Raw genomic sequence first — 19,464 nt, 5'->3', positions numbered from 1 at the left:
GAATCGATGAAGCCGTGCGTCGCGCCTATGCACTTGAGCTATCCCGTCTTGGTTCTGTTGGCAGAAACCTAGACAAGACATCCCTGGCGCTTACACGGCGTTCAGGCAGGGTATCTAGCATCGACAGGCTCCTTTTCCCGTAGGGAAGCATGTAGTCATCAAGTAGGTTTGGCATTGTTGCTCCTCTGGTCCATCCGGACCATGGTTATTGGTTTAACATTGCCAGACTTTGCTATCTTTTTTGTACCGATATGTTGGACAGCTCGTCTAGCGTATTTTGCAGGGGCCCTTTGGCGAGGGCTCCTGCTTCTTTAATATATATAAGTCAAACTGAAATGTCAATAGTAAACCTGCATATTTTTGTAAAATATGCGGGTTTAATATGTGTTATGGCCCAATAACGCGCAAATAATGCATCTTTTATGTAAATTTGGGGGGGATCGGTTACCTTTTGTCTAATTTCTGCATCAGGTTGTGGGTTTCGACGAGGATAGCAATAATTTTGCGGTAGTGTTCGATATCGTCATATGTGAGTGTGCGGTTTTTGCGGTCTTTAAGCCACTTCTGCGCGGGTTGATAGCCGCCGATATAGAAGTTCCACGCCAGCTCGGGAATATTCTCGAAACACTGTGACTTGTTGATAAAAACCTTACCCACTTTGTCATCCCCGACTTGGTCGGGGATCTCCTTCTCGTATCTGAGATCTGATATTACATTGTCGCCAGGGGTGTTAAACGAAACGGTTAGTGGTTGCGGGATTTCTTGCATTAAATGGAGTTTGCGAAGCTTTTCGCCGATTGCGGCGATACGGTTGAATTCATCTGCGTTTTCGGGATAAGGAATGCGAGGAAAATCGATTTTCAAGAATTCCTTGTAGTGTTCACGATAGGATGGCGTATGGAGAACTCCATAGATGTAATCGAAGACTTGCTCTGGAGTAGTTTTATTCCCTACACATTCATCTATTTTACTCCAAATAGATTCATCAAGGTTTGGCTTTCGCTGTTCGCCCAACTTTGCTTCGTTTTCCGTTGGATAAAGGAAGAGAGGGAAGAAATAGGGAGTTCCATTTGTTGTAGCAAAGAAACGATCTGGAATTAATTCTTTCACACACAAAGCGAAAGAATAATCAACATTATTAGCATATTGTCGGCTTAATATTAAAGCACAACTTCCATTTAAAATATGTGCAGAATGCGGCAAACGAGGACGACCAATAAACCCATTCGCTCTATCGGAGAAAATAATTTTTCTTCTATCAAAAGGTTTGTATGAAAAATCTATTATGGATAAATCATTTTGCACCAAATCTTTTTTTGCATTTAAAACATTCCAACCAGAGGAATCTTTTAAATCATATTTCTCTTTTAAAGTATCTACTGACAAATCAATAAAATCTTTTTTTACAACTAAAGCATCTTCTTTTGTATAATGAATTGCAACATTATCGCATTTCGTTTGAATACCAGAATTATAAACATTCATCAATTCATCAATCTTAAAACCTTTCTCGTATTCACTTTGTACAGAAAAATCCTTCGGAACAAAGAAATACTGCGGAGCTTGCAAATTCAGTTCTTGCCAAGGAACATCCTTTATGGAATGTGTTTTGAGGTAATGATATTTTTTCAACACGCTTGCCGAAGAGTTCGTAATGATAAACTTTGGCAATGGATTGTATCGTTCCGTTTGCAACGATACTCCCCTTCTTCACAAAGATGCTGATACTAACACCTTGCATAATATCAAAGACATTTTCGTCTTTCCTACCATCCGGTGCCTTTTCCATCTTTCGAGAATCACCATGCAAATTCAAAACATATATCTCATCAAAAGTCTGCAATAAACTGAACCGCATTTGGCGATGAGTGATTCCATCAATAAAACTATTATTTGAAATGTAGGCTACGATTCCTTCGCCATTTTTCTCAACATAGTAATGAGCCAAACGAATGAATTTGATATAATCATCATCAAGATTTATCTTCTTTTCATTCAAGTTTTTCTTGTAATCAAGCAAAAGATTCTGAATCCACTCACCCTTATTACTGCTGCTCACGCTATACGGCGGGTTCCCAATCATCACCATCACGGGAGTATCGCGCTTAACGAAGTTCGCTTCGCTTGCTTCTTGTGCCAACCACTGCGCAAATAATGTTCCTGTATTCGGGTCACATTCTTCCAAGGAATTGGTTAGGTAAATACGCAGACGCTTATTCTTTTGCGGAACGTAGCCTGTCTCGGAAAGTACCAAATCGAGTTTGAGATGCGCAATCGCATACGGAGCCATCATGAATTCGAATCCGTTCAAGCGCGGCAAGAGATGTTCGTCCACATAATTCTGCCATGCGCCTAAGTTGCCCTGCATGCTGCTGTAAATCTTCCGCACAATCTTTGCAGGGAAAGTCGCGGTTCCCGTCGCAGGGTCGAGAATCTGCACCCGATGGTATTCCTTTTCCTCATGCCGTTTGTGGTCAGTGGTGCGATTGTCGGTATACAGGTCGTTTGAGCGTTTGAGTTTCACCTTGCTTGTGTCAGCAAGGCCCATCGGGAGCTTAAACGTGTCCTTCAGAATTTCATCCACCGCATTCACCATGAAATCGACAACCGGCTCCGGCGTGTAATAAACGCCGCAGGACTTTTTCTGTTTCAGGTCGTAATGGTACAGGAAATCTTCGTAGAAATGAATCAGCGGATCGCCTTGGCCACTTGATTGCCCAAAGTTTTTCATCACCTTTGAAATGTCGGTAACGCGGAATGTCTCAACCAAGTCATCTACAATCCAGACGATGCTTTCGTCCATGTCGAAGCCGGCAATGCTCTGGAAAATCTTGCGCAGGAAGGGGTTCGTTTCGGGAATCAGCGTCGCAGCCTCGGCTCGTGAAAACGTATCGGGAGTCTTGTCGTGGAGCCGCGCCGCAAACATGCCGTATGCAATCGTCTGCGCATAAATATTGGCAAAAGCCTTTTCCGTCAAATCGTGAATCAAGATGCTTTTGAAAGCATTCCACTGCCCCGCCAGTTCACCCGTCTTGTCCGTATCATTTTCAAGCGTCTTGTGAATCGTCTCGGCAAGGAGTTTCGCCTTCGCCGCCATCATCTGCGCTAACTTTTTCGCAGATGTAATCTTTTGCGGGAGTGCGCCCGAGAAGGAATCTACAATCTCCAGAATTTTCGTAACATTCGGCTGGATAACAACCACCTTGTTGCCACGAACTTCGGCAATGCGCACGCTATCGACAAACTCGCCGAACTCGTACAAATGGAAATCAAGGTAATCCGTAAACAGAATGTGATCGAGAGAATTCTTGTAACGGTTGAACTGTTCCTTATGCTCTCGGTTACCGTCCAAGTCGCGATCGTTCACATCCTTTGCTTCAACAAAAGCCACCGGAATCTTCGATGCGCCGCCCTTGGAAATGATATAGTCTGGGGCACCACAATCAATGCGTCGAGGTTCGTTCGTCACCACGTACTCGGGCAAGAGGTCCGACAAGAGCGAAGCCAACGCCGGACGGTAACTATGCTCGGTAGCCTCGCCCGTCGCAAACTGTTTGGACACTTCGGCAATGTAGCGTTCTACAGCCTGGTACTTGCTCTTATCTAAATCCGTCATTGCGCATCCTCAAATGGAAAGATTCTGCTCCATTCAAGGATTCGACCGCACGACTAGAAACAAAAAAGGCGTGGAGTCGAGTGCCTATCTGTCCTGCGGGTTAGCACGCCCTTCTACACAATAAGCACAAACGACCCACGCCCCGATAGGGACGTGAGCGTTCGTCTTATCCTCGTGTAGTTTGAAAGTGCTAATTTCAGGACAGAGAATAAGAGACGAATCTCAAAATTTCCGGTCGCCCTAAGCCAAACGGCAAAGGGCTATGTCATAAGCGAATATAGTTTATTTTGTCACTTCGGCAAGCTCAGTGACCTTATGTCAAGGGTTAGATTGCTTCGCTACGCTCGCAATGACGAAAAAGGAGGGGTACGCCCCAAGGCTTGCCCCTTCAAAAATAAACGCCCTCTTGACAATTATCCAAAACTAGTGTACATTTGTATATATTAACGAGATTTTGTTGTACAAAACGGACAATGCAGAAGTAAAGGTCGAAATCCTACTGCAAAACGAGAATCTTTGGCTGACGCAGGCCAAGATGGCCGATTTATTGATGTGCAAAAAGCCGCCATTTCCAAACACTTGAAGAATATCTTTGCAGAAGGCGAGTTGCAAGAATCTTCAGTTGTTTCCAAAATGGAAACAACTGCCGCTGATGGAAAAAATTACAAAATTAACATCTACAATCTCGATGCCATTATCGCGGTAGGCTATCGCATCAATTCCAAAAAGGTCACAATGTTCCGTATTTGGGCGACTCAGGTCCTCAAGGAATATATTATCAAGGGCTTCGCCATGAATGACGAACGCCTGAAAAATCCCGTAAATTTCTTCGGCAAGGATTACTTCGAAGAACAACTCGAACGCATCCGCGAAATCCGTGCCAGCGAACGTCGCTTTTACCAAAAGATAACGGATATCTACGCCCGTTGCAGCGCAGATTATAGCCCGGACAGCCAGATTACACAAGACTTCTTTTCGACCGTAAAGAACAAGTTGCATTACGCCGTCACGCATCAAACGGCCGCAGAAATCATCTACTCGCGGGCAGATAGCAAGAAAGTGAACATGGGACTCACGACATGGAAAAATGCGCCCGACGGCGACATCCGCAAGCCTGATGTATCAATCGCCAAGAATTATCTCTCGCGAGAGGAAATCAAGAACTTGAATGAAATCGTCACGATGTATCTTGACTATGCGGAACGCCAAGCGAAGCGAGGGCAAGTGATGTATATGAAGGATTGGGTCGAAAAACTCAATGCCTTCCTTCAATTCAACGAAGAAGATGTCTTACAAGACAAGGGCAAGGTCACTCATGAAATTGCCAAGGCCTTTGCCGAAGAGGAATTCGAAAAATTTAGGGTGATTCGCGATGCCACGTACAAGAGCGATTTTGACATGTTGATGGAAGCAACCGCTCAATACCACGCATAATAAATGCCCCAGGTTCAACCTGGAGCACTTGTTAATTGCGCAAAGCGCGTTGCTAAGTATCGGCGCGCGGCCTTTGCTGCATTCGGCTTTGTGAGCAACAAAGCCCTCGGGTGTTAACCGAGGGCGGTTGCGAGAGAACCGGCTCCAGAGTTAGGACTCTGCAGAGTTTAGCCGGTTCGGTCTTATTAGTAATTGCGCTAAAGCGCATTACTCGTCGCCTCGGTCATGTCAGACTGCAAGCAGTCTGCCGCGACACTCGGCTCCTAGTAATTTTCAGCAGTGACTTCGAAGAAGGACTGCGGGTGGGCGCACACGGGGCATGCGGCAGGAGCCTTGGTGCCAACGACAATGTGACCGCAGTTGCGGCATTCCCACACCTTGACTTCGCTCTTTTCGAACACGGCTGCAGTTTCCACGTTCTTGAGGAGTGCGCGGTAGCGTTCTTCGTGGCGCTTTTCGATTGCGGCGACCATGCGGAACTTGTTGGCGAGAGCCTTGAAGCCTTCTTCTTCGGCAGTCTTCGCGAAACCTTCGTACATGTCGGTCCATTCGTAGTTTTCGCCTTCGGCGGCAGCCTTCAGGTTAGCAGCGGTGTCACCGATACCGTCCAATTCCTTGAACCAGAGCTTGGCGTGTTCCTTTTCGTTGTCTGCGGTTTTCAGAAACAGTTCAGCGATCTGTTCGTAGCCTTCTTTCTTGGCGCAGCTTGCAAAGTAGGTGTACTTGTTGCGAGCCTGGGATTCGCCAGCGAAGGCGGCCTGAAGGTTCTTTTCGGTTTGTGTTCCGGCATATTTATTTGCCATAGATTCCTCTCTTGGTTGAAATGTCTAGAAAAGAATATAGTCATTTTTAAGACCGTTCTTGGCAAAAATAAGTCCAATCGGAGTCTTTTTTCTGCCAAATAATATATATCTAAATAAAAAGGAGGCCTTTTATGACCCTCATGATTATCCAGCTTTTGATTGTACTATTGGCACTTTACGTGGGCTCGCGTTACGGGAGCCTAGCCCTCGGCGCGATTTCGGGAATCGGTCTTGCGATTCTCGTGCTCGGCTTCGGCCTGCAGCCCGGCAAACCGCCTACCGATGTCATTTACATCATTATCGCTGCGGTGACCTGCGCAGGCATTCTGCAGGCATCGGGCGGCATGGATTGGCTGATCCAGATTGCGGAGCGCCTGTTGCGCAAGCATCCGAACTACATCACGATTTTGGCTCCGCTCTGCACGTTCTTCCTCACGGTTCTCGTAGGCACCGGCCACGTGGTTTACACCCTCATGCCGATTATATGCGATATCTCGCTCAAGAAGGGAATCCGCCCGGAACGCCCCTGCGGCGTGGCCTCCGTCGCATCGCAGGTCGGTATCACCTGCTCGCCAATTGCAGCTGCCGTCGTCTCGTTCGTGATTATCTCAAATGCAAACGGATTCAACATCAATAACCTGCAGGTCATCGCGATTACGATTCCCGCGTGCCTTTGCGGAATCATGGCCGCGGCAGCCGTCTCGTACAGGCGCGGGCTCGACCTCGACAAGGACCCGGCATTCCAGGCCCGCCTCAAAGACCCGCAGATGAAGGAATACATGTACGGGAATACCGCTTCCGTGCTCGACAAGGAAGTCTCCAAGGAAGCGAAGCGCGCCGTGTTCATTTTCCTCGGTGCTCTCGCCGTCATCGTATTCTTTTCCATTACGCAGATTGCGGGCCACGACATTCGCCCCAAGTTCCCTACAGGTAAAGTAATTGACGGCGTGGCGCAAATGAAGCCGCTCGCCATGAACATCATCATCCAAATTGTGATGATTGCTGCGGCCGCGTTCATGGTTATTTTCTGCAAGGCAGCCCCCAAGAAGGCCGTATCTGGCGCCGTGTGGCAAAGCGGCATGGTCGCCGTCGTCGCCATTTACGGAATCGCATGGCTTGCCGACACCTACTTCGCGAACTACATGGACGTGATGCAGGGCGGTCTCAAAGACATCGTGCAACATTACCCATGGGTAATCGCGTTTGCGTTCTTCGCGGTGAGCGTGCTCATCAACTCGCAGGGCGCGGTGGTGGTTGCCATGCTCCCGCTCGCCTATAGCCTCGGCATCGAAGGCCCTGTACTCCTGGGCGTGTTACCGAGCGTGTACGGGTATTTCTTTATCCCGAACTACCCCTCGGACATTGCGACCGTGAACTTCGACCGCTCGGGCACAACCGTCATCGGCAAGTACCTGCTGAACCATAGCTTTATGCGGCCGGGCCTCGTGAGCGTCATCGTCTCGACAATCGTCGGAACAATCCTGGTGAGAATTTTTTACTAGCTGTTTTCATAACGAACCAAGTATTTCAATTTTGCGCGACTCCACGCGGGTCGTTTGTTGTATATTTATTGCCGAATATTTTACTCCAGGCAAGACCTGGGTCATTTTTTAACCACCCCTTAACCGGCTAAAAGGCGGTATTTATGCTGATAGAAAAGATTGCATCCCCTGCCGATGTGAAGAATATGGACACGGAAAGCCTGAAGGCGCTGGCCGGCGAGATTCGCACGGCACTTTTGAATAAGATTTCACACTGCGGCGGGCACTTGGGACCGAATCTCGGATTCGTGGAGCCGACCATCGCGCTGCACTATGTTTTTGAATCGCCCAAGGACAAGATTGTCTACGACGTTAGCCACCAGAGCTATACGCACAAGATTTTGACAGGCCGCGCCGAAGCGTTCCTCAATCCGGAAAAGTACTGGAGCGTTACGGGCTACACCGAACCCTGCGAAAGCGAACACGACCATTTTATGATCGGCCACACCTCGACTTCCGTGAGCCTTGCGCTCGGGCTTGCAACCGCCCGCGATATCAAGGGCGAAAAGGGCAATGTGATTGCAGTAATCGGTGACGGTTCCCTGAGCGGCGGCGAGGCATTCGAAGGTCTCGACAATGCCGGCGAATACGCGACGAACTTTATCATGGTGGTAAACGACAACGAGATGTCCATCGCCGAAAACCACGGCGGGCTTTACGGGAGCCTCGCGGAACTCCGCAGAACGCAGGGCAAGAGCGAGAACAATTACTTCAAGAGCTTAGGCTTTGACTACCTGTATGTTGAACAAGGTAACGATATCGAATCGCTCATCGCCGCGTTCAAGCAGGTGAAGGATTCCACAAAGCCCGTGGTCGTGCACATCCACACGCTCAAGGGCAAGGGCTACAGCTTCGCCGAAAACGCGAAGGAAGGGTTCCACTGGTCCGCACCGTTTGACATTCCGACTGGTGTCGTGAACTGGGGAAGCGGAGAATCTTACGGCGCAATCCTCGGCGACTACCTGATGAAAAAAATCAAGGCCGACCCGAAAGTCGTCGTAATCCATTCCGCAGTACCCGCAGGCATCGGGTTCTTTGCCGAACAGCGTAAAGCGGCAGGCAAGCAGTTCATTGACGTGGGCATCGCCGAAGAGCACGCAGTCGCACTCGCCTCGGGCCTTGCGAAGGGCGGCGCAAAGCCCGTGTACAGCACGCACAGCACGTTTATCCAGCGCACCTACGACCAGCTTTCGCAGGATTTGTGCGCGAACAACAACCCAGCCACACTGCTCATTACCATGTCGGGCGCTGACGGCATGAACGATACCACACACCTCTGCATTTTTGACATCGCGATGATGAGCAATATCCCGAACCTGGTGTACCTCTGCCCGACTTGCGTAGAAGAGGCCATCGCCATGATGGATTATGCCATTGACCAGACAGAACATCCGATGGCCATCCGCATCCCGAACGGAGTCGCACACAGGAATGTCGCGTTCGACAGGGATTATTCTAAGTTGAACACATACAAGGTGGACAAGCGCGGTAGTAAAGTCGCCCTCATCGGTCTCGGCAGCTACTACGCCCTCGCTGAAGAAACCGCCGCGGAACTTGCGAAGCAGGGAATCGACGCCACCATTATCAACCCGCGATTCGCGACAGGTATCGACGAGGCTACGCTCACGGGATTGTGCGCCGACCACCAGGTAGTCGTGACGCTCGAAAACGGCATGATTGACGGCGGCTTCGGCGAAAAAATCGCCCGCTTCTACGGCAACAGCGACATGCGCGTTCTCGTGAAAGGCCTTAAGAAGGAATTCTACGACAAGGTCCCCTACGGCGAACTCATGGAACGTAACCGCCTCACGCCCAAGCAGATTGTGGAAGATATTTTAAATAGAGCCTAAATTGGGTTTTAAAACTACAATTACTGAATTAAAACCCAATATAGGGTTGTTTTATAGACAGAAATTTAGTATATTTTAGACAGATATCCAGGAGGTAGACATGTACAGGGCAACACCGCTTACAGAACAAACCGCTCTCAAGGAGCTTGGCGAACGCATCCGTGCGCACCGCATTGCCCTGGACCTTTCGCGCGAAACTCTCGCCGAAAAGGCGGGTGTCGGCAAGAATACATTAGTGCGACTCGAAATGGGCCAGAGCGTAAGCCTCTCGCACCTTGTCAAGGTGCTGTTGCACTTTGGATTTGCAGAATCGCTTGTCAACATTGTTCCCGATTACAGCCGTAGCCCCATGATGCTCCTCCGCGAATCGCAAAAACTGCCCCAGCGCAAACGTGCCGGTCGCAAGAAGAAGGCTGCCGCCAATGCGTCCTGGGTATGGGGAGAGGATAAATGACCTCCGTCGAGGTTAAGCTCTGGGGAACGACTGTCGGGGCGCTCTACCAAAAAGAGGGCGACGAATTCACCTCGTTCGAATACGCTCCAGACTTCGCCCGCAGTGGCATAGAACCCGCGCCGGTCGCCATGCCCGTACGCAGCGGCGCTATCTACCGATTTCCGGGCCTTTCTCCCGCCACTTTCCACAGGCTGCCGGGGCTTTTCGCCGATTCCGTCCCCGACAAGTTCGGCAACAAGATTATCGACCAGTGGCTTGTCCAGAACGGCAGGGACCCTAAAAGCTTTACCGCACTCGAACGGCTCTGCTACACCGGCTCGCGCGGCATGGGAGCACTCGAGTTCTACCCCGCCACCGGCCCCGACCCCGTCAAGAGCGAACCGCTCGAAATTGAAAGGCTTCGCACCCTTGCGGCAAACATCTTGGACCAGCGCAAAAAAGTAAAGGTCAGGCTCCGCGAGAAAGACGCGTTCGAACAGATTGTCCGTGTCGGGACATCTGCCGGAGGCGCCCGCGCAAAGGTTCTCATCGCTTATGACGATTCTACAGGAACCGTGCTCTCGGGGCAAGTCCGCGCCCCCGAAGGATACGGCTACTGGCTTCTAAAATTCGACGACATTGAGAACAATCGCGACAAGGAAAACGCCGACCCGGCTGGTTTCGGGGCGCTCGAGTTTACCTACAGCCAGATTGCGAAGGAAGCCGGAATCCAGATGACGGAATGCCGCCTGCTGGAAGACGGCGATCATAGACACTTCATGACGCGCCGCTTCGACCGCACCGAAAACGGCGGCAAACTGCACTACCAGTCGCTTGCGGCCATTGCGCACTACGACTTCAACATTGCGGGGGCGTACAGTTACGAACAGGCCTTCGCCATCGCAAGGCAAATCGGGCTCACTACCGCCGACATCGAACAGATGTACCGCAGGGCCGTATTCAACATTTGCGCAAGAAACCAGGACGACCACACGAAAAACATCGGCTTCTTGATGGACAAGCGCGGCAACTGGTCGCTCGCCCCCGCCTTCGACGTCACCTACGCCTACAACCCCGCCGGCCGCTGGACCGGAACGCACCAGATGACCTTCAACGGCAAGCGCGAAAAGTTCACCCTCGACGACTTCAAGGCGGCGGCAAAAAGTGCCGGCCTCGTGCAAGGGCGCTACAAGCGAATCCTCGAGCAGGTGCAAGATGCCCTCGCAGGCTTCAAGAAGCGTGCCAAGGCAAACGACGTCCCCAAGAAACTTGTTCAGGATGTTGTGAAGAATTTGATTAAATTTTAAAGACCCTAAATTAGGTTTTTAAAGTAGATTTTTGAAAGTAAAATCCTAAATTTGGGTTATATCTAGACTTCATAAAATCAGTGTAACAGGCTTGTCAGCTACGAGACTGTCCGGTGCAACCTTGCAGTCAATCACAAAAATTTCCACACCCGCCTTCCGGGCGTTTCGAAGCGCCTTGCCGAATTCAGGATGGATATTGTCGTCGGGGCCAAAACGCTTGCATCCCTTCATTTGAATGAGAAACAGGACGCCGCATTCGTAGGAAGTGCCGTCTTCGGCGGTCACACGTTCCGATTTTATGCGGGTTAATTCCGTCAGGTGCTTAATTCCTCTTTCTGTAGGGGCGTCAGGAAAGGTGGCGAAACCATCGTGCTCCAGGGTGACGCCCTTCACTTCTAAAAGCATCTTGCGGCCCGCGAATTCGATGTAGAAATCGAACCGAGAATTCCCGAAGGTGTATTCAGGGCGAACCAACTGCAATTTTGGGAAACGCCGCTTGTTTGCTCTAATCCATTCTGCTGCCACCTTGTTGGGGGCCTGGCTGTCCATGTTTACGAGAACCGTGCCTCTAGGCGTAACCTTCTCCACCGCAATCAGGTCGTAAGGAGTCTTGCGGGCAGGATTCGTGGACTGTTCTAGGTAAACGGCCGTACCGGGTAACAAAAGTTCCCGACACCGGCCCGTATTTTTCACATGAACCACGGTCATTTGCCCCTCGATGTTCACGTGGGCTATAAAGCGGTTTGGCCGAGAAACGAATGTCGCCTTTACAATTTTTCCGTACTGCATTGCTTTTAGGGAATATACATCTTTTTCAGGGATGTCAGGCGAATTTAGACATTCGTCCGAGTAAAAAATGTAATAAAGTAAGAACTCCCCGAGCGCTGGGCCGGGGAGGGGTTTACTTGGTCGTTGGGAAGACTCTGTTACAACGGATTAATCGTCGCTTAATTCCGTAAAGCAGTCAAAGTCATCATAATTGTCCTCAACAAGATGGAAGAAGTATTCCATCTCATTTACCGCATTTTGCGTAGGCCAGCTCGCGTAGCGACTTTCGAATTTTTTGCTATCAAATTTTATATCAGACAAGGCGTTCGCAAAAGAGACCTCCGTAAGGGGGCGGCTGTAGGTGTATTCATCGCTCCCGTTCTGGAACAGCCGACCGTCTGGCGAAACCATCAAATAGCTTTCTGTCATTGCATCGTTGTCTTCAACGAAAATGACTTGCTGTGGCTCATTTGGCTTTTCAATGTCCTCGCAAGCAATAAACGCTGCTAGCAAATCCTTGTGCGGCTTCGGCACATTTGCTTGCATTAGATTCTCGTTAAAGTTGTTCCTAAGGAACGCGTAGAACTGGTAATCGCTAACGCCAGAATTTCCGTTGAACGGCCTCTGTCGCAAGATCTTCCACTTGTCGATATGGAGTTCGGCAAAACGCTCTACGAGGACTTCGTTAAAGTTATGCTTGCTCACAACGGTATTCAGCTTGATTTTAATATCGGGATTTGCTTTGCGGAGGTCCTCAATCTTTTGGCGCAAAGCGTCGAAACAAATGGTCTTGCCGCCGCATTCCCGTCCAATCTTCATGTTGGTCTCGTGATCCAACGAATCGATGGAAATGCCAACCTGCGAAATCAGATGCGCGAAAGGGCGGATGTTTTCGAGATGGCTGCCGTTGGTGATGATGGAGATTTCCATCTCATTATTGTACGCAGCTTCCACAACATTCCACAGGCGTTCAGGGGACATAATCGGCTCGCCACCGACGATGTTCAGGCGGATTCTAAAAATACCCTGACTGCGAAAATGTTGACTAATGTTAGAAAGTACTTTCTGCACATTGTCAGGATTGCTCCAAATTTCAACAGGCTTGTTCCACTTGGCAAAGCAAAATTCGCAATGGTAATTGCATGCTTCGGTGATATGCCAGTTGATGACGACGAATTTTTTGATATTCATAAATTTTCCTCGCGGGATTGTGGTGAGTGGTTAGGCGATGATGACGCCGGTTTGAATGAGATAGGTGCGGATATAGCGATTGTAATCGCGCCGGAAGTTCGCAAAGGCGCGAGGGTCACTCGGCGTGCACGGGACAATAAAGAACTTGGTCGCCCCATCGGCAATGTGTCGCAGAATGGGGTGTTTTGCGTGCCGAGCCAAGGCCCATCGGCCGCTTTTCAGCATTGCGTTGCACATTTCGTTGATTTTGGAATCGTTTGAGAGGTTTGACATAGGTTTCAGTCCTTTTGGGAAGAGTTTTTGCCTTTTTGGCTACCCATAAAACAAAAAAAATCCCCTTGGAATTACCAAGGGGAAATTGAAAAACGTTTTTGTCTTATTTTAGTAATGAAGCTAAATATTTCAAAATTAGCTTTTGTTCATTTTCGGAAGGGTATCTTATGCATTGTGGATTTCTCATTTGCCATTGCCACATGGCTTCTGCAAAGTAGGACTTTTTCATTTTTTCCCAATGGTCATTATATTCTGCAATAAGATAGGTACAAAGCCGTTTTACGCATTTTAGCCATCCCATTTCTATCGCAAAAAGAGTGCAATCATATAAAGGAATAACTCCATAGGGAAAATCATGAGGCTTTTTGGGAATGTCCTTGCAAGGGTCAAAATGAAGATTGATAAGTAAATCAATTATTTTAAGCAATTCATTCTCATCAATGAAACTGCAGGAACTATCGAATAAAAATTCGTTTTGCGTTAAGAGTTCATTGTAGAAAAGAGAGAGTTCTCTTGTGTTGCCATCACCAAAATATTCAGGTGATTTAATAAATTGATTAACTCTATTAACATAAGGGTTTTCATATTTACATCCGTTATTTTTTGCCCAGAGTTGTTTATATGTTTCTAGCACCGCTAAAAAATAATTGTTAGAATCATTTTTTACTGTTTCAATATTAAATAAGGGTATGACATCTTCTACGATAGTGCATTTCCCGATATTGCAAACGGTATATAATAAATTTTGATCATTACGAAATGTTAACCTCGAAACATCAATATCAGCTTCTTTATAAGCTGGCAAAATCATCTTGAATATTTTATAGGCGTTTTCAAGTTCTTCTGCGTGAACCTTGTTGTAATCATAGTATTTCTTGAGTGTCTTTCTCGCGTTTGGAATAATAAAGTTTATTATATCATCATTGCTAATATGCTCAAGAGAATGAGGGACTAATACAATGCGCCAAAATCCAATAGGCAGGAACAAGAGCATGTTATTGATGCACCAAAATAGGGTGTTCTTGTTTGGATCCTTGGCTTTAAGCACATTTCCACCTTTGGCAATTATTTCTTTTACTTTTTCGGGATTGTTGATTTGAGATGCTATTTCAATGGCGTAACCGGATGTATTTCCAAAAGAAATGATTTTTTGGTTCAACTTGTTTTCGTCATATTCCAGCGACAATATATGTTTCTTCTTTTCATAAAAGGAACTAGGTAAAAAGAAGCTGTCACTTTGATTGCAGTATTGTTTTCTTAACGATTCCAATTTTTCAGAGTTATTGTAAACGAAATTTTCACTATCGTCATAACCAGCGATTTCAAGTTCAAGATGAACCAAATATGAGTACTTCAGCAAACTTGTAAACAGTTTGGTTGCCGCTGTTTTGACTTTAGAGTCTGTGGAGTTGTAGGAAATGAACGCCATAGCAACAATTAAAATTCGATACCACAATGTAGATAAATCACTATAGGTATAATTGCCTGTTGATCCTACATAGAAAAAAACATATGAAACTTGCCTTGCATAGAAAACGGCTTTTTCGTAGTTCCCTAAGTAAAAGTTATTTTTAAATTCCATATAGAGTAGAACAGGGTAGTCGGTAGGTGGGGTACATTCTTTTAGGTAATCTATTTCCCGCTCTATTTTTTCTTTTGCATTATCATTTTTAGGTCCATCTATCACATTGACTAATTCTTCAATACGATGTGAATAGGGCGATTCTTTTTCTTTTCCTTTTTTTCCATATTTCTCTAAAAGCATTTCATTGCAAGGAAAATGTTTATAACATTTGGTATAAAACCAACTTATCAACAAATTCTCTTTATTTACAATTATTCCATCAGAATTCACATCATCTAAAAAAGCAAGTACAGATTTGATTTTTACAAAATCTTTAGATTGCTGCTTGTTCGTTATCCAATTTTTAAAATTCTTTTTATTATTTTCGTCTTTAAGTTTTTCTTTAATCTTTTTTTCATCCAAGCAACTTAAGTATGTGAAAAAATCATTACCATCTTCGGATGCAGGTATATTTCCTAACCATTTCCAATTTGTCGTAGATTCTCTTATGCAATACGCTTTTGCAAAAAAATATCTAAACCACTGTCGGATATATGCGTTTTTGGTTGAGCCTGAGGCTGTCGATTTGTTGATTGCGTCAATATACCATGTCAAAATGGAGTCTACAGATTTTGAACATGAGCCTAAATCAAAGCATTCTATGTATTTTTTTATCGTGTCTCTGTCGAGCGCCTTTTTGTGTTCGCTAGATCTTAGACCATCTCTTACGGCGGAGAATAATTCATCGTAATCGGTTCTGTTTACATTTTTCTTCAAAATGAAAAAGTCGTCAAAAGTTAGGGCAAATTCCTCTATTGTTGGGAATCTTTCTTCCAAAGTTAACGGATTTTTGCAAAAATTGTTGTAGTTCGCTAAAGTCATTATTCATCCTTTTTTATCTAAATATACTTTCAGTGCGTTCAGAATTTCATGGGGGAAAATGCAGAACGTTTTTTTTTGCATTTTGAAGAGTTCAGTCACATTCGGTTTATCAATTTGGCTCTAGTCAAGTTTTTTGAAAAAACGCAATTTACAAAAAATGGCTTTTTTTTATAAAAAATGATATTCCAGTGATTTTTTTCTTATATTCCCTACTATGGACACGGAAAAGAAAATAGCCCTGATCATCGACTGCGACAACGCCAAGGCAGACGCCATCTATGGCATCATGGAAGAACTCTCCAAGTTCGGGGAGTACTAAAACGATATATTTTTCAGTCGATTTAGCACTATTTTAACAAAAAGTTGCAGAAACCGTAGGGAAGTCTTCTCCAAAGAAACGGAGCTTCGCCATTCTCCCTGGATTACAATGTACCGAGAGCACTAGTTGCGATGATTATAATGAATATTATTTAACCCAAAACGGGGTCATTAAACTTAATTTCTTTTGTTAAAAACCTAAATTTGGGTTATTAAAACTCCCCGAGCGCTAGGGCCGGGGAGTGGGTTTACTTGGTCGTTTGGAGTATTGTGGCCTAGATATCGCCTAATATCGAGGCGAACGGATTCAGCGGATTTTCGATACCAAAGAACTTCTCCATGGCATTGGTTGCCTGCCAAGTGTACGAACCGTCATAGCGGCCGTCGAACTTGGCTTCGTTGAACTTGATGTCCTGAATAGCTTCGGCGAACGACACTTCCGTCAGCGGGCGGCTGTAGCTGTATTCGGTGCTTCCGTTCTGGAAAAGGCGCCCGTCCGGGGAAATCATCAAGTAACTTTCGGTCATGGCATTGTTGTCCTCGATGGTGATTTCGCATCCATCACGATAGCGGTCAAGCTCCTTATAGTTATTGCGGATAAAGGAATAGAACATAAAGTCCGAGATTCCCTTGTTTTCGCCGAAAGGCATCTGGCGAAAAATCTTCCACTTGCTGGCCTTGAGCGCAAGAACCGAGTTCAGGAGCTGTTCGGAGAAATTGTACTTGTTCACAACCGTATTGATCTTGATTTTAAGTTTCGGATTAATTTCTTGTACATACTTGATCTTCTCCTTGATTTCTTCGAAAGAAAGAGTCTTGCCGTTGCAAGCGCGGCCGATTTTCAGGTTCGTCTCGTGATTGAAGGAATCAATGGAGAGGCCAACCTGCGAAATCATGTGGGCGAACGGACGAATGACTTCGAGATGGCTGCCGTTCGTAATCATCGAGATTTCGGCCCCGTTATCTTTTGCCGCCTTTACGACATTCCACAACCTTTCCGGATGCAGAACCGGCTCTCCGCCGACAATGTTGAGGCGGAAACGCTTGGGAATCATACAAGTGGTATCCACATAGTCGGCAATGCCCTTGATAATATGCTCGACCTGATCGGTATCTTCCCAGACTTCGCGCTGCTTGCCCCACTTGGCAAAGCAGTGCTTGCAACCATAATTGCAGGTTTCGGTAACGTGCCAATTGACGCACATAGGGACAGTCGCTTCTGTATGAGTAGACATAATGTAATCTCCTTTTTTAAGGTTGAGGTTTAGGCGATGATGACGCCGGTTTGGATGAGATAAGCGCGGATGTAGCGGTTGTAATCGCGTCGGAAGTTCGCAAAGGCGCGCGGGTCACTCGGCGTGCACGGGACAATAAAGAACTTGGTCGCCCCATCGGCAATGTGTCGCAGAATGGGGTGTTTTGCGTGCCGAGCCAAGGCCCATCGGCCGCTTTTCAGCATTGCGTTGCACATTTCGTTGATTTTGGAATCGTTTGAGAGGTTTGACATATGTTTTGCTCCTTTTTTGAGGGTGAATGGGGCGACGTTTACGTCCTTCAATCAAAGATTTAGATAATGATGTGGTGACAACTGGTGACATTTTGATTATGCGTGATTAGGCTTTTTTTATATTTCTTGGTATGGCTAAAGACGAAAAAAAAGATCAATCCCTATGGGAATCATTAAAAACAAGTGCTCTTTGCGTAATGTTTGGTGCAATGGGTGGGGGCCTTGTTATGTATCATGTAGAAGATGTTGAATCTGACCAATATATGCGAGTTTTACAGCGTGAGCTCAATAATGCCCATCGATATTTTGAACCTACGCGAGATTCATTATCCCAAAAAGTTTTTTTCTATAAATTTCACCGTGATTCCTTAAAATCACTCTTGGAGCATACTCGTGATTCTCTTTATATGTATGTTCAATGGGTGGAACAGAATCAACCGAAACTAGAAAAAGGGGAAAGCGACATTCAGGAATGCAACGAAATTAACTCCACTCTTGAATCACAATTACGTTCTATTCAAGATTCCCTATTTTCGTGCCGTCGGGTTAATGATAATAGTCAAGAAAAAATTGAACGACACGAATTAGCTATAAACGAATGCGAAGAAAAAAACGAAACCATTTCGCTAGCGCTTGATTCTGTACAGAATTCTTTGGACATTGAACAAAAAGAAGTCCGAATTCGAGACAATCAACTGGATAGTATAGAAACGATTTTGAATAAACATAAAAATCGTTATATTATGGAAACGGAATTCGCATTACTAACAACATGCATATATGGTCATGGGAATAGTATGACAAGAGCTCAGTATGATCGTCAAAAGAAGTGTTGCATAGAGTATATTCGCAAAATACAGAAGAAATACCCAACTGACAAGGATTTGGAAAAAATACAAGATGATTTTGAAATAAGAAATGAATGTAGTTCATCTTATTACAATGACGACTACTTCTAGGATGGTTTACGATGGAATTAAGTCCAAAACAACTTTTAAAAGAGATTGATACCATTGTAAATGAGGGTGATTTTGCAAGTAAAGTCCGAGAATATCATTCTAGTCAATGTAGTAAGGGACTATGCGACGACGAATCTGTTGATGAAGCGAAACGATACATAAGCAGGTTTAAAAAGAATAAAGAACGTCTTGCGAAAAGCGACTCAAGTAAAAGCAAACCCTATCGTGAACTGCTTGATTTTTACAAATTTTTAAAAGGTGAAGAAAAAATAGACGTTTTAAGTTTTTCAACAGACCTTCCTGACAATTTGGCAAAAATCATAGTTAAAGCCTCAAAAAAAATATTTGAGGGTAACAATTAACCGATTTTCGCCAATGTTCTATTATATCCAAGAACATCCCGCTTCTTGTTTCTCACGCTCAGCATTGCTAAAACGGCCACTTTTTATGTCGTTTTAGCACTTTTTTAACAAAAAATTGCTATTTCAACAATCAGCTACGCTTGGCGCAGTAAAAGTTCTACACTAGGAGCGCCATTCACCTTGGATTACAATGGAAATTACTTAACCTAAAATAGGCAACCTATTTAAGGTAATTTTTATGAAGAGCAGTTTACAATATTGCAGAATATTGAATAAATATCAGAGTTCGCTAATTTCTTTTTCTGAAAGTTTCGTAACAGCAGAGATTTCGGCTACAGAAAGCTTTCCTTGTTCAAGCAGCATCTTTGCTATTTCGCGAGCTTTATTGTACGCAATTCTCGCGTCATCAAAATCTTTCATAATTGCGGTTCGCATATATCTAGCACTAAAATTACACAATTTCACCTCGTTCTGCAAGACCTTGAACACGGGATCCGCAGCAAACTCGCTGAAATCGGCTTCACGGTTGAGCGTATCGATGGCACGGAGCCACTGTGCGATGCGGCTGTTGTCGCCTTCGAACTTTTCCTTCTGCTTGAGAAACTTGTTCACCTCGATGAGTGTCACGGTCTGCCGTTCAAAATACACACGCTGTT

Annotated in this window: 16 protein-coding genes and 1 pseudogene; 7 read left to right on the top strand and 10 right to left on the bottom strand. The window is 45.9% G+C overall.

Features of this window, described 5'->3' with window-relative positions; genetic code table 11:
* Window positions 1-444: 444 nt before the first annotated feature.
* Both Q0P86_RS07455 and Q0P86_RS07450 read right to left on the bottom strand, forming a co-directional pair.
* Entirely contained in the window at window positions 445-1,569 is a 1,125-nt protein-coding gene (locus tag Q0P86_RS07455) for a type ISP restriction/modification enzyme (RefSeq protein ID WP_295038533.1), read from the bottom strand.
* The gene (locus tag Q0P86_RS07450) at window positions 1,517-3,616 is read right to left on the bottom strand and encodes a hypothetical protein (protein ID WP_295038531.1); all 2,100 of its coding nucleotides are present in this window, start codon (window positions 3,614-3,616) and stop codon (window positions 1,517-1,519) included. Before Q0P86_RS07450 ends, Q0P86_RS07455 begins: the two co-directional genes overlap by 53 nt.
* A 442-nt stretch (window positions 3,617-4,058) precedes the next feature.
* Here Q0P86_RS07450 and Q0P86_RS07445 point away from each other — a divergent pair.
* A pseudogene (locus Q0P86_RS07445) lies at window positions 4,059-5,050 on the top strand (virulence RhuM family protein).
* Between the two features lie 263 nt (window positions 5,051-5,313).
* Here the strand turns inward: Q0P86_RS07445 and rbr are convergent.
* Window positions 5,314-5,853, bottom strand: a complete 540-nt coding sequence (gene rbr / locus Q0P86_RS07440) for a rubrerythrin (RefSeq protein ID WP_295038529.1) — start codon at window positions 5,851-5,853, stop codon at window positions 5,314-5,316.
* A 131-nt stretch (window positions 5,854-5,984) separates the two neighbouring features.
* Between rbr and Q0P86_RS07435 the strand changes: the two genes are divergently transcribed.
* The 4 genes from Q0P86_RS07435 to Q0P86_RS07420 all read left to right on the top strand — a co-directional run bounded on the left by Q0P86_RS07435 (window position 5,985) and on the right by Q0P86_RS07420 (window position 10,984).
* Window positions 5,985-7,355 (top strand): anaerobic C4-dicarboxylate transporter, encoded by a 1,371-nt coding sequence (locus tag Q0P86_RS07435; protein WP_294112665.1) that lies wholly within the window; start codon window positions 5,985-5,987, stop codon window positions 7,353-7,355.
* 143 nt (window positions 7,356-7,498) lie between these two features.
* On the top strand, window positions 7,499-9,244 hold the full coding sequence (locus Q0P86_RS07430; RefSeq protein WP_295038527.1) for a 1-deoxy-D-xylulose-5-phosphate synthase: 1,746 nt from the start codon (window positions 7,499-7,501) through the stop codon (window positions 9,242-9,244).
* Window positions 9,245-9,344: 100 nt separating this feature from the next.
* Window positions 9,345-9,698, top strand: coding sequence for a helix-turn-helix transcriptional regulator (locus Q0P86_RS07425; protein WP_294112667.1), 354 nt, complete (start codon window positions 9,345-9,347; stop codon window positions 9,696-9,698).
* A complete protein-coding gene (locus tag Q0P86_RS07420) occupies window positions 9,695-10,984 on the top strand; it encodes a type II toxin-antitoxin system HipA family toxin (RefSeq protein ID WP_295038524.1) in 1,290 nt (429 codons plus the stop codon). The genes Q0P86_RS07425 and Q0P86_RS07420 overlap by 4 nt, the downstream gene beginning before the upstream one ends.
* Window positions 10,985-11,053: 69 nt before the next feature.
* On the opposite strand, the gene sfsA is transcribed toward Q0P86_RS07420, so the two are convergent.
* From sfsA to Q0P86_RS07390, 6 genes are all read right to left on the bottom strand, one after another.
* Window positions 11,054-11,773 carry a DNA/RNA nuclease SfsA gene (sfsA, locus tag Q0P86_RS07415; RefSeq protein ID WP_295038523.1) on the bottom strand — a complete coding sequence of 240 codons (720 nt, stop codon included), beginning with the start codon at window positions 11,771-11,773 and terminating at the stop codon, window positions 11,054-11,056.
* Window positions 11,774-11,920: 147 nt separating this feature from the next.
* The gene (locus tag Q0P86_RS07410) at window positions 11,921-12,943 is read right to left on the bottom strand and encodes a viperin family antiviral radical SAM protein (RefSeq protein WP_295038521.1); all 1,023 of its coding nucleotides are present in this window, start codon (window positions 12,941-12,943) and stop codon (window positions 11,921-11,923) included.
* 30 nt (window positions 12,944-12,973) lie between these two features.
* Window positions 12,974-13,216 carry a hypothetical protein gene (locus Q0P86_RS07405; protein ID WP_072980142.1) on the bottom strand — a complete coding sequence of 81 codons (243 nt, stop codon included), beginning with the start codon at window positions 13,214-13,216 and terminating at the stop codon, window positions 12,974-12,976.
* Between the two features lie 103 nt (window positions 13,217-13,319).
* Window positions 13,320-15,662 (bottom strand): hypothetical protein, encoded by a 2,343-nt coding sequence (locus Q0P86_RS07400; RefSeq protein WP_295038519.1) that lies wholly within the window; start codon window positions 15,660-15,662, stop codon window positions 13,320-13,322.
* Window positions 15,663-16,255: 593 nt separating this feature from the next.
* A complete protein-coding gene (locus Q0P86_RS07395; protein ID WP_295038517.1) occupies window positions 16,256-17,215 on the bottom strand; it encodes a viperin family antiviral radical SAM protein in 960 nt (319 codons plus the stop codon).
* A gap of 29 nt (window positions 17,216-17,244) precedes the next feature.
* Complete coding sequence (locus tag Q0P86_RS07390) at window positions 17,245-17,487, bottom strand: hypothetical protein (RefSeq protein ID WP_295038514.1); 243 nt, start codon at window positions 17,485-17,487, stop codon at window positions 17,245-17,247.
* A 131-nt stretch (window positions 17,488-17,618) separates the two neighbouring features.
* Here Q0P86_RS07390 and Q0P86_RS07385 point away from each other — a divergent pair, with 131 nt between their 5' ends.
* Window positions 17,619-18,446, top strand: a complete 828-nt coding sequence (locus Q0P86_RS07385) for a hypothetical protein (protein ID WP_295038512.1) — start codon at window positions 17,619-17,621, stop codon at window positions 18,444-18,446.
* An 11-nt stretch (window positions 18,447-18,457) separates the two neighbouring features.
* Window positions 18,458-18,808 carry a hypothetical protein gene (locus Q0P86_RS07380; RefSeq protein ID WP_295038510.1) on the top strand — a complete coding sequence of 117 codons (351 nt, stop codon included), beginning with the start codon at window positions 18,458-18,460 and terminating at the stop codon, window positions 18,806-18,808.
* Window positions 18,809-19,087: 279 nt separating this feature from the next.
* On the opposite strand, the gene Q0P86_RS07375 is transcribed toward Q0P86_RS07380, so the two are convergent.
* The coding region (locus Q0P86_RS07375; RefSeq protein WP_295038508.1) for a hypothetical protein at window positions 19,088-19,464 on the bottom strand (377 nt) is incomplete at its 5' end.

The sequence above is a fragment of the uncultured Fibrobacter sp. genome (assembly GCF_946062555.1).
GTDB lineage: Bacteria > Fibrobacterota > Fibrobacteria > Fibrobacterales > Fibrobacteraceae > Fibrobacter.
Note: the sequence above shows the minus strand (reverse complement) of the source record. Positions and strands in the feature narration are given on the sequence as shown.

Excerpts from the sequence above, each read along its gene's own strand:
- Q0P86_RS07405 (WP_072980142.1), bottom strand. The coding sequence starts at position 13,216 with ATGTCAAACCTCTCAAACGATTCCAAAATCAACGAAATGTGCAACGCA.
- Q0P86_RS07410 (WP_295038521.1), bottom strand. The coding sequence starts at position 12,943 with ATGAATATCAAAAAATTCGTCGTCATCAACTGGCATATCACCGAAGCA.
- sfsA (WP_295038523.1), bottom strand. The coding sequence starts at position 11,773 with ATGCAGTACGGAAAAATTGTAAAGGCGACATTCGTTTCTCGGCCAAAC.
- Q0P86_RS07390 (WP_295038514.1), bottom strand. The coding sequence starts at position 17,487 with ATGTCAAACCTCTCAAACGATTCCAAAATCAACGAAATGTGCAACGCA.
- Q0P86_RS07380 (WP_295038510.1), top strand. The coding sequence starts at position 18,458 with ATGGAATTAAGTCCAAAACAACTTTTAAAAGAGATTGATACCATTGTA.
- rbr (WP_295038529.1), bottom strand. The coding sequence starts at position 5,853 with ATGGCAAATAAATATGCCGGAACACAAACCGAAAAGAACCTTCAGGCC.
- Q0P86_RS07400 (WP_295038519.1), bottom strand. The coding sequence starts at position 15,662 with ATGACTTTAGCGAACTACAACAATTTTTGCAAAAATCCGTTAACTTTG.
- Q0P86_RS07425 (WP_294112667.1), top strand. The coding sequence starts at position 9,345 with ATGTACAGGGCAACACCGCTTACAGAACAAACCGCTCTCAAGGAGCTT.
- Q0P86_RS07420 (WP_295038524.1), top strand. The coding sequence starts at position 9,695 with ATGACCTCCGTCGAGGTTAAGCTCTGGGGAACGACTGTCGGGGCGCTC.
- Q0P86_RS07430 (WP_295038527.1), top strand. The coding sequence starts at position 7,499 with ATGCTGATAGAAAAGATTGCATCCCCTGCCGATGTGAAGAATATGGAC.
- Q0P86_RS07450 (WP_295038531.1), bottom strand. The coding sequence starts at position 3,616 with ATGACGGATTTAGATAAGAGCAAGTACCAGGCTGTAGAACGCTACATT.
- Q0P86_RS07385 (WP_295038512.1), top strand. The coding sequence starts at position 17,619 with ATGGCTAAAGACGAAAAAAAAGATCAATCCCTATGGGAATCATTAAAA.
- Q0P86_RS07435 (WP_294112665.1), top strand. The coding sequence starts at position 5,985 with ATGACCCTCATGATTATCCAGCTTTTGATTGTACTATTGGCACTTTAC.
- Q0P86_RS07395 (WP_295038517.1), bottom strand. The coding sequence starts at position 17,215 with ATGTCTACTCATACAGAAGCGACTGTCCCTATGTGCGTCAATTGGCAC.